Genomic DNA, 12,313 nt, shown 5'->3' with positions numbered 1-12,313 from the left:
ATGACCGAATACGAAATCACCCATGGCCTTTCCCAGGATGCTCCCGGGCCGCTTGAGCCGGTTTCCGCCCCTACCTCGCACCCTATACCCACCGGAGCGACGGGGGAGGATGAGCAGTCTGCATTTGAACGCTGGCTTGAACGCACGTGTCCGTCGGGTGACGTGGAATCCGTGCAGCGCCAGTGGGAGGCCAGCAGCGACTATGCCGACTTCCAAGCTCCCGCTGCTGGCGATGCGCTGGATGTTCTGCTCCTGACGCAGGCGCTGCAAGACTTGCGCCACGCCTTCGTTATCGCCGTGGGGGACAAGTCTCCTTTTGCGCGGATGGCGTTGGAAAAGGCAGACGCCGCCATTGCCCAGCAGAAGGGAGAGGCGTGATGGAATCGACACCGAAACTCCGCCATGAGCGGGTCTATGGGAACGGTTATGCCTCTGGCTATGCCGCTGGACGAAAGCACATGGCTGACCGCCTGGCGGTTTCCGAATTCAAGGCCGATTTCTACGGTCGTATGTTGCAGCGGGCCGTTGATGAACTGCACGAAACGAAGGCCGCACTAGCCGCCCAGCCCACCACCAAGGAAAGCCATGACTGAGAACAACGCCGCCCAGCCTGGGCTGAACGACACCATCCGCGCTGTATTCCTGGAGCATGGCTTCACGATCAAGCACGGACAGACCGACCTGAAACCCTACGTGTACGAAGCTGTTCACGCCCTGCTGTCCAAGCTGCGCGCGGAGGGCGTGCAGGCGGGCGATGAGCGGGCGATAGATGCTGCCGCGCTCCTAGGCAAGTACAAGAAGCTCTGCATCGAAATCGGGCGGGGTGACTCGTACCATTTGAGAAGGATCGACGCAGCAATCGCTGCCCTGGCGAATACACCTAGCGCCGTGCCGGAAAATTGGAAGTTGGTGCCGATTAAGCCGACGCCAAAAATGATGGAAGCGTGGTACGACGCCTTCAACGCGAACATAAAAAGCGCGGCGCGATCCACCTTGGCCTACCGGGCATTGATCGATGCGGCCCCTGACGCCCTGGCAAGCGCCCCTGTAGCCGAGCCATACGACAGCGAACAACGTTGCCGGGCCTACTACGACAGCGATTTGCGTCCGTTCGCCGCCGATGGGTTGACCTACAACGTGTGGCAAGCCGTATGGCACGCCGCGCAGTTCGACCGGGCCATGTACCCGAACAGTTCGAAGCCCCGGCCGCATAGCGCCCCTGCAGCCGGAGAGGCTCAAGGCGTTTCGGTGGAACGGCTGGCGAAGGATCCGTTCCTTGCCGCGCAACTTTGGCGCAACCCCGTGGACCGCGCCCCTATAGCCGGGGAGGCGGTCGCTTGGCGCGCGCTGGACGGACACGGGTTGCCGCAGACTGAATGGATCGACGGCGACCCAGGACCGGATATGAAATCCGCCTGGGTTGGTGGCCACATTGAACGCGCGCATGCCGCGACCCAGGCCGACCGTGTGGCCGGGGAGGCGCGGGAGCCGGTGGGCGAGGTATTCCGGCACGGGGAAGGCCGCGACGAGAACGGCCCGCGCGTTGGCATCCGCATGCTTCCCGCTGCGGCTGGCCTCCCCCACGGAACCCAGGTCTATGCCGCGCCCCAGGCCAGCGAATGTGAGTGCGCCAGAAGGTCAAAGGCGATTGCGGATAGCGAGGCCAAGCTATGAAACCGAGCGACAACGAAATTGAAATGCTCGCCGCAGGGTTTGCCATCCAACACAAGAACGGCCTCATACGATTCGCTCATGCGTTGTTGGGAAAATACGCTTCGGCGCGGGCTATGACCTTTGATGACTGGCTCGCCAAACATTGCGACAGCGACGATTTGACGGCCTACGAACGCGAGTTGGCGTGGGATGCCTGGAACGCTGCCTTGTCTGCGCCCCAGGCCAGCGAGGCGGTGCCGGTAGGAATCATCAACGCAGCACGGTACGCCGGCTTTACCTTTCTTCGCCACGCTGACGGCAGCTACACCTTGCAGCCCATCGTGATGGCGACTGCCCAGGCTGACAAGGACGGCGGGGATTGCGCGAAGGGTGGTGCTGAAGTCGGGGCGACCTCCCCGGAGAGCCGCGCCAGTGCTTGCGGTACCGTGGTGCTGCCGCCGCTACCTAAGCCGTTCGACACGTTGTACTTGGAGGGTGAGGAATGCCCGATTTATGGCGCTGGGCAGATGCAAGCTTATGCCCGCGCCGCCGTGTCCCCGTCAGTCGTCAAGCAATCCTTGACAGCTACACAGACGGGCGAGAAAGGAGATAGCGATGAATGATCTGATGAAATTCGACCCGGCCAGCGGCTGGAGCAAGCCCTACCCGAGCCATGCGGCCCAATGGCGCGAGCATAACGGCAAGACGGCATGGCTGTTCAACCCGTGGACCGGCGAGCGCCGTAACGCCCAGGATGTTGGCTCTGATCCGTTCGGGCTTCTCATCAACTCTGGCGCCGCCCTGACAGCCCAGCACCCCGCACGGACGGAGGCGGACGTGGCTGAGCCGTGCTGGTGCGCCACCTGCCGCCCCGTGTCGTTCGGGGATATGCGGATGGTGCTGTGCCCGGTGTGCGGGAATAAGCGCTGTCCTCGGGCGAGCAATCACATCTATGCCTGCACGGGTAGCAACGATGTCCGGCAGGTTGGCAGCGCAAATATGGCGCATCTGGCGCCGCAATGTCTCATAAATGGAGCCAACATGACCCGAGACGAAATCGAAGCCATCGCGCAGCGGCCTACGTACTGCAAGACGGATGGCGAAGCGGTCACCCTGTCGCGAGCCGAGCGGGATGCGCTGGTGGCGATGGCGCGGGATGGGCTGCGTCTATCTGCTGTCGTTGATCAACTCCTATCCCACAGCCCCGATGCTGAATGCGGGACTTGCGGTGAAGCCATCTGCCCGCATCACCACCCTCTTCATTTCCATCATGACGGATGCCCGGCCTGCGCTGAGCATGAAGCCATGGCAACGGAGCAAGCATGAACGACCTACCCGCCATCGACTTCGGCGACCCGCAAGACTGGGCGAAGATCGACCCCGCCGTGGCCTTCCACCTGATCGACCGCCACGCTGATAACTGGGCGCATACCGGCGTACTGATGGAGCGCTGGGCGAGACAGTGGGTGAAGGCTAATCCGGAGAAGGAAGATGACAGATCGTGAATTGCTGGAACTGGCGGCGAAGGCTGCCGGCCTGGAATTCCATTGGATCCGGCTGGATAGCGGATGGCTGATGCAAGCATCTGAGCCAGGCAGCCGCAGCGAGGAATCATGGAATCCTTTGGTAAACGACGGCGACGCGCTGCGGCTGGCGGTGAGGCTAGCGCTGACCATCAACATCAAGCACCACGAAACGGAAGTGTTCACATGGGAAGGCGAATGTTTTTCATCCGAACATGTCTCCGTGCACCCGGACCACTCGTATGAGGCGACCCGCCGCGCCATCGTGGAAGCAGCAGCAGAAATAGGAAAGACCCGCAGTGGCTGACGTTATTGAGAAGATGCTCAGAACCACCCGCAAGAATTGGATGAAACAGCCCGCCTAGCGCGGGCTTCGTTTTGGAGGCCATATGCTCACGCTTTCCCAAAAGGAACTGATCGAACTCACCGGGAAGGCCAGGAAAGCAAAGCAAATCGAAGCTCTTAAATTCCTGGCTATCCCTTTTAAAATCCGCCCTGATGGAACCCCCGTGGTTCTTCGGGCCGCCATGGAGGCAGCACTAGGCCATGCGACCAAGAACCAAGGACCGACACCTCCCCGCGTGCGTGTACCAGAAGCACGGCGCGTACTGGTACGTTAAGGGTGGCAAGTGGCGCAAGATTGGGGTTGACCTACATAGCGCGTTGACCGAATACGCCAGGATAGTAGCTGCGCCCACCGACGGGATGCCAGCCCTTATAGACGAGGCGATGCCGATATTGACCAAGAACGTCTCGGACTCGACTCGCAAGCAGTACGAGTACTGCGCGGCCATACTTCGGAAATCCTTCGCTGACTTCTACCCCGCCCAAGTCCGTCACGGGGATGTCGTCGAAATGATGGACGGGTACGCAGACCGCAAGGCACTGGCCAACCGCCTGTTGACAGTCCTAAAGCTTGTCTTTCAGTGGGCGCTTGACCGAGGGCGAATAGAATCTAACCCCTGTGTCAGCGTAAAGCGCTTCGCTCAGAAGTCCAGGGACCGCCTTATCACGCCGGCCGAATACGCCGCGATTTACGAGAAATGCCCGCCGTGGCTCCAGTGCGTTATGGAACTTTGCTACCTGACGGGACAGCGCATCGGCGATATCCTCAAAATAGAGCACAAGCACCTACAGGAAGACGGCATCTACTTCGAGCAGCAAAAAACGGGGAAGCGACTTGTCGTAGAGTGGACGCCTGACCTGCGAGCCGTCACAGATCGGGCGGCCTCACTTATCGCCGAAAGTGTCCGGAATCGCTATCTGATCGCGGGACGGGCGGGGAATATCCGCCTAGGGTCCAACGTCTGGAGAGTGTTCAAAGAGGCGGCGGTGTCCGCTGGCGCTAATGACGTCACACTGCACGACTTGCGCGCAATGTCTGGAACGGATGCCGAGTCTCAAGGCATAGACCCGACCGCACTCCTAGGCCACTCTGACACCAGAACGACTAGGATCTACCTGCGTGACAAGCGTCCGAAATTGGTGAAGGGTCCGACCCGCAAAGCCAAGTAGTTTTAGACATCTAATAGCCATCAATCATTACAGCCTTTGTTTACGCGGCTCTCAGGCCATGCGATGTATTCCGTCATCCCTTGGCCCACCTGCCGTTTTCGACTGCTCCACATCTCTGCTCTCCGCTGCGTTGAAAGTAGGCGTCAGTGTCGGCTTGGCACCTGGCCGCCACAATTCGCGCAAGCCGAGGTGGGCAAAAAGATCCCACGGCCTTGACGCGCCGAGGAACGTCGCCGCCCGACAAAAAAACCCTTCGCGCCATCGGCGACAAAGGGTCGGGGAGATGCGTCGTCGCGCCCCATTCAAGACGCTTGTAACCCTTTAATTTTTTGGGGTTTTCCCTATTGCCGATAGATTTTCACAGCAGTAGATTTGAGTTGCCGGGCTGTCTGACACCCATCGCGTGCGAAGCCGGGCAGGAGCGCCTCAGACTCATCTTGAGCTGGGGCGCTCTTCCATTGGCGCGCCGAATTGCCGGGCACTCGGCATATCAAGACAGCCATACCCTCTCGTCTCCGCATCGCCGCGAGACTTGTTTGGATAGCGAGGAATGCCCCCGTTTTTGATGAAATATACTGGATATACAAACAGTATTTTCCAATATGACGTTCAAAGCTCCCCTCACCCTTGACGACCTTCGCACCATCCGCGAGCGCCAGCCCTGGAACTCCGACGTGATCTCGCCGCTCTGGGAGGCTTAGAAAAGGAATGGCGCCCCGATAGCCGCAAGGGCATACCCCGGCGCGCCGCCGATAGGAGAGTCAATTGGTCTTAGATTGGGCCGATATCCAACGCAAAGGTCGATTCGCTTGGTAGAGTGCGATGCATGAACGACTGGCCTATCCCCAATTTTCCGCTCGAGCAATTCAGAGCGCTCTCGCTCGCAGACAAAGAACTTTGTCTGGCGATGATCCGCGCATACTGTGCTGAGGCTGCGCTGCAAGAACAAATCGGCATGCGGTTCCCCGAGGATGAGCAGCCTTACTATTAGCCCAGGCCGGCATCGCGCAGCCCGCTCCAAACGTGGGCTACCTGGCGCTTCCCGGCGTACATGCGCCCAAGATGTCAGGCCAGCGAACGTGCCCTCTCCATTGACGCAAGTTCATGGGCTGGCCCCGCTGCGCGATCAGAGATCAAGCACCGCCTACTGAAGACGCGTTGCCAAGAGTGGGCGCATTTTGGACACCGCAAACGCCGGAAACGAAACAGCCGCCAGTAATGGCGGCTGTTTCGTACCTGATTTCTCAGGATTTTCTTGGTAGGCCCCCGAGAGTCGAACTCGGCACCAACGGATTATGAGTCGATGGCGCGCATTGCGCACAAAGCGCGAACCTATATAGATCAACGACTTATGGATGCGCGCCAGATGCGCCGATCCCGCTGAATGCCCTCTGTGTGGCAAAAAATCCCCCATCTGTTTTGGCCCCATATACTGTGGAACCATCCAGTATTTTTCCGACCATGACCGACAACGGAATCCTAGCCCAGGTCCCCGGGCAATTCATCGCCCAGGCATCCCAAACGCTGCCGCCGGCCGGCACCGCCGAGGACCGCGATTACCACGCGGAGATAGAGGCCGGCCACCTCGGCGCAGTGCGCATCACCTTCCGCAAGCAGAAGCTGAAACGCGCCAAGCACAGTCATTGGTTTTGGGCGGCCAAGCGCGCGGAGAAGGTCTAGGGCTTGGCCCAGGCATCTACCACCACCTGGTGCCGGGCGGCGCACTCGGCGTACTGGAACGCCAGCGCACCGTGTGCCAGCGCCAGGTCATCCCACGACGACGAATCAACGCGCGGGACTGGCGGGCACGGCGCGCTGAGATTGACGGGCAGCGTTGGCCGCGTCGGTGGTGTCATTGGTTGCGCGCACCCGGCCAGGGTCGCGCACGCAGTCAGCAGGCAAAGGGCGCTGAACGATTTCACGGGTGTACCTCTCGATTACCTTGGGCTCGGCGGTGGCCAGCTTGTTGGCGGTGTCGGCCAGGCTCTGCGACAGGCCGGTCAGACGCTCGGCTTCGGTCTTGAATTCCTCCAGGCCGGCGACGCGGTGGGCTTCCTGGCATTCGGCACGGCCAGCGCGCCGCTCAGATGCGCCATACCAAAGGACCGACGCAGCCGCACCGGCCAGCACAATCACCCCAGCCAGAGCCGCAGCCGCGTACCCCTTCCATCCGGCGAGGCTGACCACCCTGGATAGCGCGCTCATGGCACCACCTCGGCCACGGCTTGGCGGTAAAGATCCGGCCAAGTCTGCGGGTGCGGCTTGCCAGGGTGCCAGGTGCGCAGGTACAGCGCCCAGGCGGCATCCGCGTCACCCAGCGCCGGCAGGCGGCCGGGATCGCTCCATAGAAGCAGACGCGCCAGGCCAGCGGCCAGAACATCGTCGTTCTCGATTGCATCCCAGATAGCCGCATCACGAACCGGAACGCCGCGCGCTTGATACAGAGCCGCGGCGGCCGCGCTGGTGGCGGTGAGCAGGCGGACGCCATGCACCATGCCCCCGCCCTGCTCTGCCTGCCAGAAACTCTTGGCCGGGCCGGTTGGGCGTGGCGGGTTGCCCACAAGTTGGCGGCGATGTTCGAACCGGCTTTCCTGCAACCCGATCGCCAGCAGCATCACGCGCGCGGCCGGCGTGTCCATCTTGGCGGGCAGCAACGCCAGCGCCGGGTCGATACCCGTCTTGATGATCTCGGATAGGGTCATGGCTTGGGCGCCCTGATGTGCTTGACCGTCACGGCGGCCACATAGAAAGCGGCCGAAGCCGCGAGCGCCGCATCGCCTGCGCTGGCCCAGCTGGCCACAAAGATGCGGCAGGCCGCGCCGGTGGCCGTCAGGCAGACGGCGGCCAGGCCCACGCGCTCCAGCGTCGTGTCGTTGATCGATTTGGAGAACACCGCCAGCACCGCGCCGCCGGCGACCACCAGCCAGCACACAAACGCCATGACCGCCCACAAAGTGATATAGATCTTGGTGTCCATGTCAGGCTCCTTTTCCGCGCACACGGTCAATTACGGCCTGCCACAGCGCGCCGATGGGCGCCGCCTGTACCGCCTCCCAACCGCGCGAGACGATGGCCATGCCGAACATGCCCGTCAGAAAGCCCGCCAGCCCTTCCGGGATGCCCAGTAGCGACGAGAGGTAGGGCGATGCGTAATAGGCCACCGGCGACCCGCTGACGGCCATGCTGAGACGCGCGGGCCAGGACCCTTGCAGGTATCGCATGGACACCGCCGCGCCAAGCACGCCGGCAAACTTTGCCGCTAGGGCGTCGAAGTCTTGGATGTTCAATCGCGTCCCCTATAGACGAAAAAAAAGCCGCTTCAGCGGTTAGTAAGCAATCGGGTATGATCCCGCAACGAGATAGCCCCAATTTAAGAAAAGAGGCAAAAGTGGTTCAAGGCGACAAATTCATCCGGCATTTCCGCTCACCCATTGACGGCTCCCAATTGCGCCAAGACGGCAATGCGCTGGTCGATCAGTCCGGGAACAGCTTCCCTATATTCAAGGGTGTGCCGATACTCATCCCGAACCTTGAACAACTCTTTGAAGACCACTATCGGATCTCAAAGGAAACAGGCTGTGTGATCGATGGAGCCCAGGAGGCGCCATTTACTGCATATGTGCTTGGGTTTCGAATCACCATTAGTGCGCTGGGCAACAAGGTCGATTCAACTCATCCGGTCGGAACGCTGTTCGACGTGGAGGGACAACCAGCCGTCATTCTTGCAGACGGCGCACACATGGTCCATGAGTTGAGCCTCCACACGCGGCCCCCAGAAACAACTTGGGGCGATATCAAGGCAAAGCTCGCGTGCGCCGCACCATATCTGCTGCTTGACAAGCCATTCCCGACCCCTGTCTTCCCTACCTACTACGAACTCATAGGGCATGGCGCCGAGATCGTGTTGGGAACTCGACAGGAGGAGCCGAAACTAGCAGGCAACGCCGATACAGAATCAGAGCATCACGATCGCCTCGAACTGCTGAATGCCGAGTATTTCTCAGCCATCACCCGCGGCTTCGGATTGCCTATAGACAAGTATCCAGTCCTCGACATTGGGTGCGACACCGGCTTTCTGACTCGTGCCCTGCTTCGTGCGGGCGCCACCGAAGCTATAGGAACAGACCTTCGCCCGTCATCATTTTCAGATCATCAGTGGCTATCAAACGCCCTGACGCCAGGCTTGGCTAATATGTTCCATTGGTGTTACCCGCAAGACGGCTTCAGCGTAATAGCCGTGCGTAACAACAGTGCGTTCGCCTTCGCCTCCCATTTTGATGCCCCCTTTGAATCCTTCCTTCAAAACTGTCTAGCCTCACTGCGGGACGACGGGGCTCTGTACTTGACGTTCCTGACAAACGGATCTGGTGTGCCTGGCGCTGACGGCTTCGCAAACAAATCCATCGCCGAAATAGTCCACTGGATAAACGACCAGGGGGCCACAATTCTGAAGATGATGCGTCTGGGAACCATGCTCGGGTTCTGGCTGGCGAAAGGCGAGAATCTCGTCTCATCAGTACGACGCCACGCCCAGAATGCGCGAATGGGCGCTTTCGTCCGTTACTCCGAAAGCGCGAATGCTCGCCATGATCAAGCCCTGGCGATCGCGGACTTCGCTTCTGAAATAGCTCTGAACTGCTATCTCAAAGGCGCCACAAAGGCTTCGCTCTGGGGGAGCGGCATCCTGAGCTACCAGACATGGCGGATGCTCAGCATCCTGTACCCAGATATCGCAGTGGAATATGTGGTGCGCAGCGACAAGACCGGGAAATCAGTGTTCCAGATTTTCAGCCACCGCGATGCATCTCCCGGTGCCATTCACGTCCTTGTAGACGATGCCTACTATGAACGCCGGTCTTGTGGATTGGCGGACTGGTGGAAGCAGCGCCGCTTCTTGACTCAGTTCCCTGACGGCCTGACATTTTTCTCTCCATCGTCGAATCCATCTCCTGGACCGTTTCCCTTCCTATCGGGCGACCATGACCTGACCGTGGCTCCCGATTTGGCGAGGATTTATTTCCGTGGGCGTCTGCGCCCAACTTCCACTCTAGCCGAGGAGGAGGACGAGGCAGCTTTCGAGGGGAATATGAAATATCAGTTCCCGACAGGATTTGCCGGCGTATGACCTGCCTGCTCTACCAAGTAATCGCGTTCAATTCCTCAACGCTCTTAGCTTGGTTGACTTCGTCCCTGAGACGCTGCCGTTTGCCCAGCATCGGACCGCTGGCAGTCATAAACAACTCTATTTGATCCAGCGTCCTTTTCCGCATATCCGCAGCATCTATCCCACGCGCCGCGGCCAAGCTATCCAGGTACGGAGTAGAGGCGGCGGGGTCCGCCTTCCACGCGAGCGCTTCGGCTTGCTGGGCGGGCCACGTGAGCCGCTCGGAAGATGGGTATCCGGAAATGAGGATCGCGGCTTCTTGTTCAAAGGCCAGGTCAATATCATAAATTTTCTGTACCTTGGCCTCCTGAAGGGACCGCGGGGCTTGAGGTTTTTTCTCCAGCCCACCCTTTTCCCCCAGCGCCCACACCCCATCCGACTCCACGACCGATCTCTTGAAATCTACGTCCGAGATCTCAACACCTCCGGCCGGAATTGCACCCGCGTGTGACGTTCTCCCAAAAAACGTGGGTATCTCAAAACTAGAGTAAGGTCGCTTCAGGCTCTTTTTGAAGAAGGAGCAGGACGCGATGAAGAAGTCACGCTATACCGAGGCGCAAGTGACATACGCACTGCGCCAAGCAGAAGCCGGTACGCCTGTATCGGATGTCTGCCGCGGATTGGGGATATCAGAGGCGACGTTCTACAACTGGAGGAAGAAGTACGGCGATCTTGCGGCTAGCGAGATTCGTCGGCTGCGCCAGCTTGAAGAGGAAAACGCGAGGCTCAAGCGGGTTGTGGCCGACCTGACTTTGGACAAGCATATTCTGCAGGACGTGATCCGAAAAAAGGTCTGACGCCGACACGCCGCCGGGAGGTGGTTCAATGGATTCTGGACGTGCATCAGGTAAGTGTCCAGAGGGCGTGTCGGCCGGGTCAATTTTCCAGCGGCAGTTGGTATCGCAAAAGCAGCGCGCGAGATCAGTCGGCATTGCGAATGCGCATTCGAGACATCGCGATGAGCAGACCGAGATTTGGTTATGAGCGGATTCATATCCTTTTGCGCCGAGAAGGTTGGCAGGTCAATCTCAAGCGAGTCCATCGCCTGTACCGCTTGGAAGGGCTGCAGGTTCGGATGCGCGTCCGCCGCAATAAGCGGTTGAGTCTGCATCGGGGGCCCGCACCGCAACCAACAGGTGCTGGGCAGCGCTGGAGCATGGATTTCGTGCATGATCAATTAGCTGACGGGCGAGCGTTTCGGGTGCTGACCGTCGTGGATAACTGGAGTCGTGAGAGTCCCGTGTTGGAGGTGGGTTTTCGGCTAACCGGTGACAGCGTGGTTCAGGCGCTTGATCGAGTCGCCAAGAGGGTTGCTTTGCCGGCCAGTATCACCGTCGACCATGGAACAGAATTCACGTCCAAAGCACTGGATTTATGGGCTTGGGAGAACAAAGTGTTGTTGGACTTCACTCGGCCGGGCAAACCCACAGATAACGGCCTTTGCGAGTCGTTTAACGGCCGGCTACGGGATGAGTGCCTGAACGCGCATGAATTCCTATCGCTTGAGCATGCGAAGACGGTCATTGAAGCATGGCGTGCTGATTACAATGACCACCGACCCCATGGCTCGCTCGGCATGCTGACCCCGAGTGAATACGCCAAAACACAGCAGGTCAGCCTGCCTGAGCCGACCGAATTCTAGTTTTCAACTGCTGCGAAACGGGGGTGACGTCAAAGCCTGCAAGTTCTACGCCGCCAAGGCGAAGAAGGCGAACGGCGATCCCTTGGCGCCGGCCACCGTGCGCAACCGCATTCGCTACCTGACCAGCGCATGCAGATATGGCTGGAAGCACCACCGGATGTGCGAACACGACCCCGCAGAGCGCGTAATCGTCCCGACGGTACGCAACGAGCGCCAGGAATTCGCCAGCCGCGTCCAGATGCTGGCTATCGCGCGCGCCTGCCGGTGTCGACCGTCCAGGGCGGCAATCCGCATCGCGTTCTACAGCGGCATGAGAATGGCAGAGATCATCCGGGCCACGCGCGAGGTTGGGCTTTTCAAGCTGACGGACACGAAGAACGATTCCCCGCGGCACATCCCGATCCACCCAAAGATTGCGGCTGCCGCCCGGGTCGCCCTGCGCAACGGCTTTTCCATGTCCAAAGAATTCAAGGCGGCAGCGCGCGCGGTGGGCCTTGGGCATCTGCGGTTCCACGACCTAGGCCATAGCGCCGCCAGCGCCATGATCAATGCGGACGTGGACCTGTATACCGTGGGCGCGGTCCTGGGGCATCGATCAGCGCAAAGCACAAAGCGCTATGCCCATCTCGCCACAAACTCGCTGCGTGGGGCAATTGGCAAGATCGGTCGAAAAATCCCCCACCAAAAGAAAACGCGGGTTGCGTGAAACTCCACGCAAACCCGCGTCAATACTTGGTAGGCCCCCGAGAGTCGAACTCGGCACCAACGGATTATGAGTCCGCTGCTCTAACCAGGCATGAGCTAGAGGCCCAGGAA

Annotated in this window: 20 protein-coding genes and 1 tRNA gene; 14 read left to right on the top strand and 7 right to left on the bottom strand. The window is 60.0% G+C overall.

Translation table 11 applies throughout. The features are described 5' to 3' along the window. The 11 genes from ELS24_RS10100 (at nt 1) to ELS24_RS10055 (ending at nt 6,371) form a co-directional block, all read left to right on the top strand. Nucleotides 1-378 carry a hypothetical protein gene (locus ELS24_RS10100; protein ID WP_127183997.1) on the top strand — a complete coding sequence of 126 codons (378 nt, stop codon included), beginning with the start codon at nt 1-3 and terminating at the stop codon, nt 376-378. An 80-nt stretch (nt 379-458) separates the two neighbouring features. Beyond that, nucleotides 459-593 (top strand): hypothetical protein, encoded by a 135-nt coding sequence (locus tag ELS24_RS31505; protein ID WP_275066569.1) that lies wholly within the window; start codon nt 459-461, stop codon nt 591-593. Then, nucleotides 586-1,674, top strand: coding sequence for a hypothetical protein (locus tag ELS24_RS10095; protein WP_127183996.1), 1,089 nt, complete (start codon nt 586-588; stop codon nt 1,672-1,674). Before ELS24_RS31505 ends, ELS24_RS10095 begins: the two co-directional genes overlap by 8 nt. Continuing rightward, entirely contained in the window at nt 1,671-2,276 is a 606-nt protein-coding gene (locus ELS24_RS10090) for a hypothetical protein (protein ID WP_127183995.1), read from the top strand. Before ELS24_RS10095 ends, ELS24_RS10090 begins: the two co-directional genes overlap by 4 nt. After that, complete coding sequence (locus ELS24_RS10085) at nt 2,269-2,979, top strand: hypothetical protein (protein WP_127183994.1); 711 nt, start codon at nt 2,269-2,271, stop codon at nt 2,977-2,979. The genes ELS24_RS10090 and ELS24_RS10085 overlap by 8 nt, the downstream gene beginning before the upstream one ends. Then, nucleotides 2,976-3,158 carry a hypothetical protein gene (locus ELS24_RS10080; protein ID WP_127183993.1) on the top strand — a complete coding sequence of 61 codons (183 nt, stop codon included), beginning with the start codon at nt 2,976-2,978 and terminating at the stop codon, nt 3,156-3,158. Before ELS24_RS10085 ends, ELS24_RS10080 begins: the two co-directional genes overlap by 4 nt. Then, nucleotides 3,145-3,483 carry a hypothetical protein gene (locus ELS24_RS10075; protein ID WP_127183992.1) on the top strand — a complete coding sequence of 113 codons (339 nt, stop codon included), beginning with the start codon at nt 3,145-3,147 and terminating at the stop codon, nt 3,481-3,483. Before ELS24_RS10080 ends, ELS24_RS10075 begins: the two co-directional genes overlap by 14 nt. Before the next feature lie 82 nt (nt 3,484-3,565). Further along, the gene (locus tag ELS24_RS10070; protein ID WP_127183991.1) at nt 3,566-3,796 is read left to right on the top strand and encodes a DUF4224 domain-containing protein; all 231 of its coding nucleotides are present in this window, start codon (nt 3,566-3,568) and stop codon (nt 3,794-3,796) included. Continuing rightward, a complete protein-coding gene (locus tag ELS24_RS10065; protein ID WP_240669475.1) occupies nt 3,762-4,691 on the top strand; it encodes a tyrosine-type recombinase/integrase in 930 nt (309 codons plus the stop codon). Before ELS24_RS10070 ends, ELS24_RS10065 begins: the two co-directional genes overlap by 35 nt. Before the next feature lie 826 nt (nt 4,692-5,517). Continuing rightward, entirely contained in the window at nt 5,518-5,682 is a 165-nt protein-coding gene (locus ELS24_RS10060) for a hypothetical protein (protein ID WP_050446397.1), read from the top strand. Nucleotides 5,683-6,152: 470 nt separating this feature from the next. After that, nucleotides 6,153-6,371, top strand: coding sequence for a hypothetical protein (locus ELS24_RS10055; protein ID WP_127183989.1), 219 nt, complete (start codon nt 6,153-6,155; stop codon nt 6,369-6,371). Here ELS24_RS10055 and ELS24_RS31695 read toward each other — a convergent pair. Genes ELS24_RS31695 through ELS24_RS10035 form a run of 5 tightly spaced genes read right to left on the bottom strand, consistent with a single transcriptional unit; the run spans nt 6,368 to nt 7,978 of the window. Then, entirely contained in the window at nt 6,368-6,547 is a 180-nt protein-coding gene (locus tag ELS24_RS31695; protein WP_428839687.1) for a hypothetical protein, read from the bottom strand. The genes ELS24_RS10055 and ELS24_RS31695 overlap by 4 nt on opposite strands. Further along, complete coding sequence (locus ELS24_RS10050; protein WP_127183988.1) at nt 6,477-6,896, bottom strand: hypothetical protein; 420 nt, start codon at nt 6,894-6,896, stop codon at nt 6,477-6,479. The genes ELS24_RS31695 and ELS24_RS10050 overlap by 71 nt, the downstream gene beginning before the upstream one ends. Next, on the bottom strand, nt 6,893-7,393 hold the full coding sequence (locus ELS24_RS10045) for a hypothetical protein (protein WP_127183987.1): 501 nt from the start codon (nt 7,391-7,393) through the stop codon (nt 6,893-6,895). The genes ELS24_RS10050 and ELS24_RS10045 overlap by 4 nt, the downstream gene beginning before the upstream one ends. Beyond that, nucleotides 7,390-7,668 (bottom strand): hypothetical protein, encoded by a 279-nt coding sequence (locus tag ELS24_RS10040; protein WP_127183986.1) that lies wholly within the window; start codon nt 7,666-7,668, stop codon nt 7,390-7,392. Before ELS24_RS10040 ends, ELS24_RS10045 begins: the two co-directional genes overlap by 4 nt. A 1-nt stretch (nt 7,669) precedes the next feature. Beyond that, nucleotides 7,670-7,978: a hypothetical protein gene (locus ELS24_RS10035; RefSeq protein WP_127183985.1), complete on the bottom strand. Its 309-nt coding sequence runs from the start codon at nt 7,976-7,978 to the stop codon at nt 7,670-7,672. Between the two features lie 56 nt (nt 7,979-8,034). Between ELS24_RS10035 and ELS24_RS10030 the strand changes: the two genes are divergently transcribed. Further along, nucleotides 8,035-9,816: a class I SAM-dependent methyltransferase gene (locus ELS24_RS10030; protein WP_127183984.1), complete on the top strand. Its 1,782-nt coding sequence runs from the start codon at nt 8,035-8,037 to the stop codon at nt 9,814-9,816. Between the two features lie 10 nt (nt 9,817-9,826). Here the strand turns inward: ELS24_RS10030 and ELS24_RS10025 are convergent, their stop codons facing one another. Beyond that, nucleotides 9,827-10,240, bottom strand: a complete 414-nt coding sequence (locus ELS24_RS10025; protein WP_127183983.1) for a hypothetical protein — start codon at nt 10,238-10,240, stop codon at nt 9,827-9,829. A gap of 145 nt (nt 10,241-10,385) precedes the next feature. On the opposite strand from ELS24_RS10025, the gene ELS24_RS10020 reads away from it, so the two are divergent. Both ELS24_RS10020 and ELS24_RS10015 read left to right on the top strand, forming a co-directional pair. Next, nucleotides 10,386-11,497, top strand: a protein-coding gene (locus ELS24_RS10020; protein WP_428839686.1) for an IS3 family transposase whose coding sequence is annotated in 2 segments (ribosomal slippage) — nt 10,386-10,638 and nt 10,638-11,497 — 1,113 coding nt in all. Because the reading frame shifts where the segments join, the coding sequence is not laid out codon by codon here. Then, entirely contained in the window at nt 11,445-12,203 is a 759-nt protein-coding gene (locus tag ELS24_RS10015) for a tyrosine-type recombinase/integrase (protein WP_164741234.1), read from the top strand. The genes ELS24_RS10020 and ELS24_RS10015 overlap by 53 nt, the downstream gene beginning before the upstream one ends. Before the next feature lie 27 nt (nt 12,204-12,230). On the opposite strand, the gene ELS24_RS10010 is transcribed toward ELS24_RS10015, so the two are convergent. Then, a tRNA-Ile gene (locus ELS24_RS10010) sits at nt 12,231-12,308 on the bottom strand. Between the last annotated feature and the right edge of the window lie 5 nt (nt 12,309-12,313).

This window comes from Achromobacter spanius (assembly GCF_003994415.1).
GTDB classification, from domain to species: Bacteria; Pseudomonadota; Gammaproteobacteria; order Burkholderiales; family Burkholderiaceae_B; genus Achromobacter; species Achromobacter spanius_C.
The sequence above is the reverse complement of the archived record's forward strand: the minus strand, read 5'-3'. Positions and strand labels throughout refer to the sequence as shown.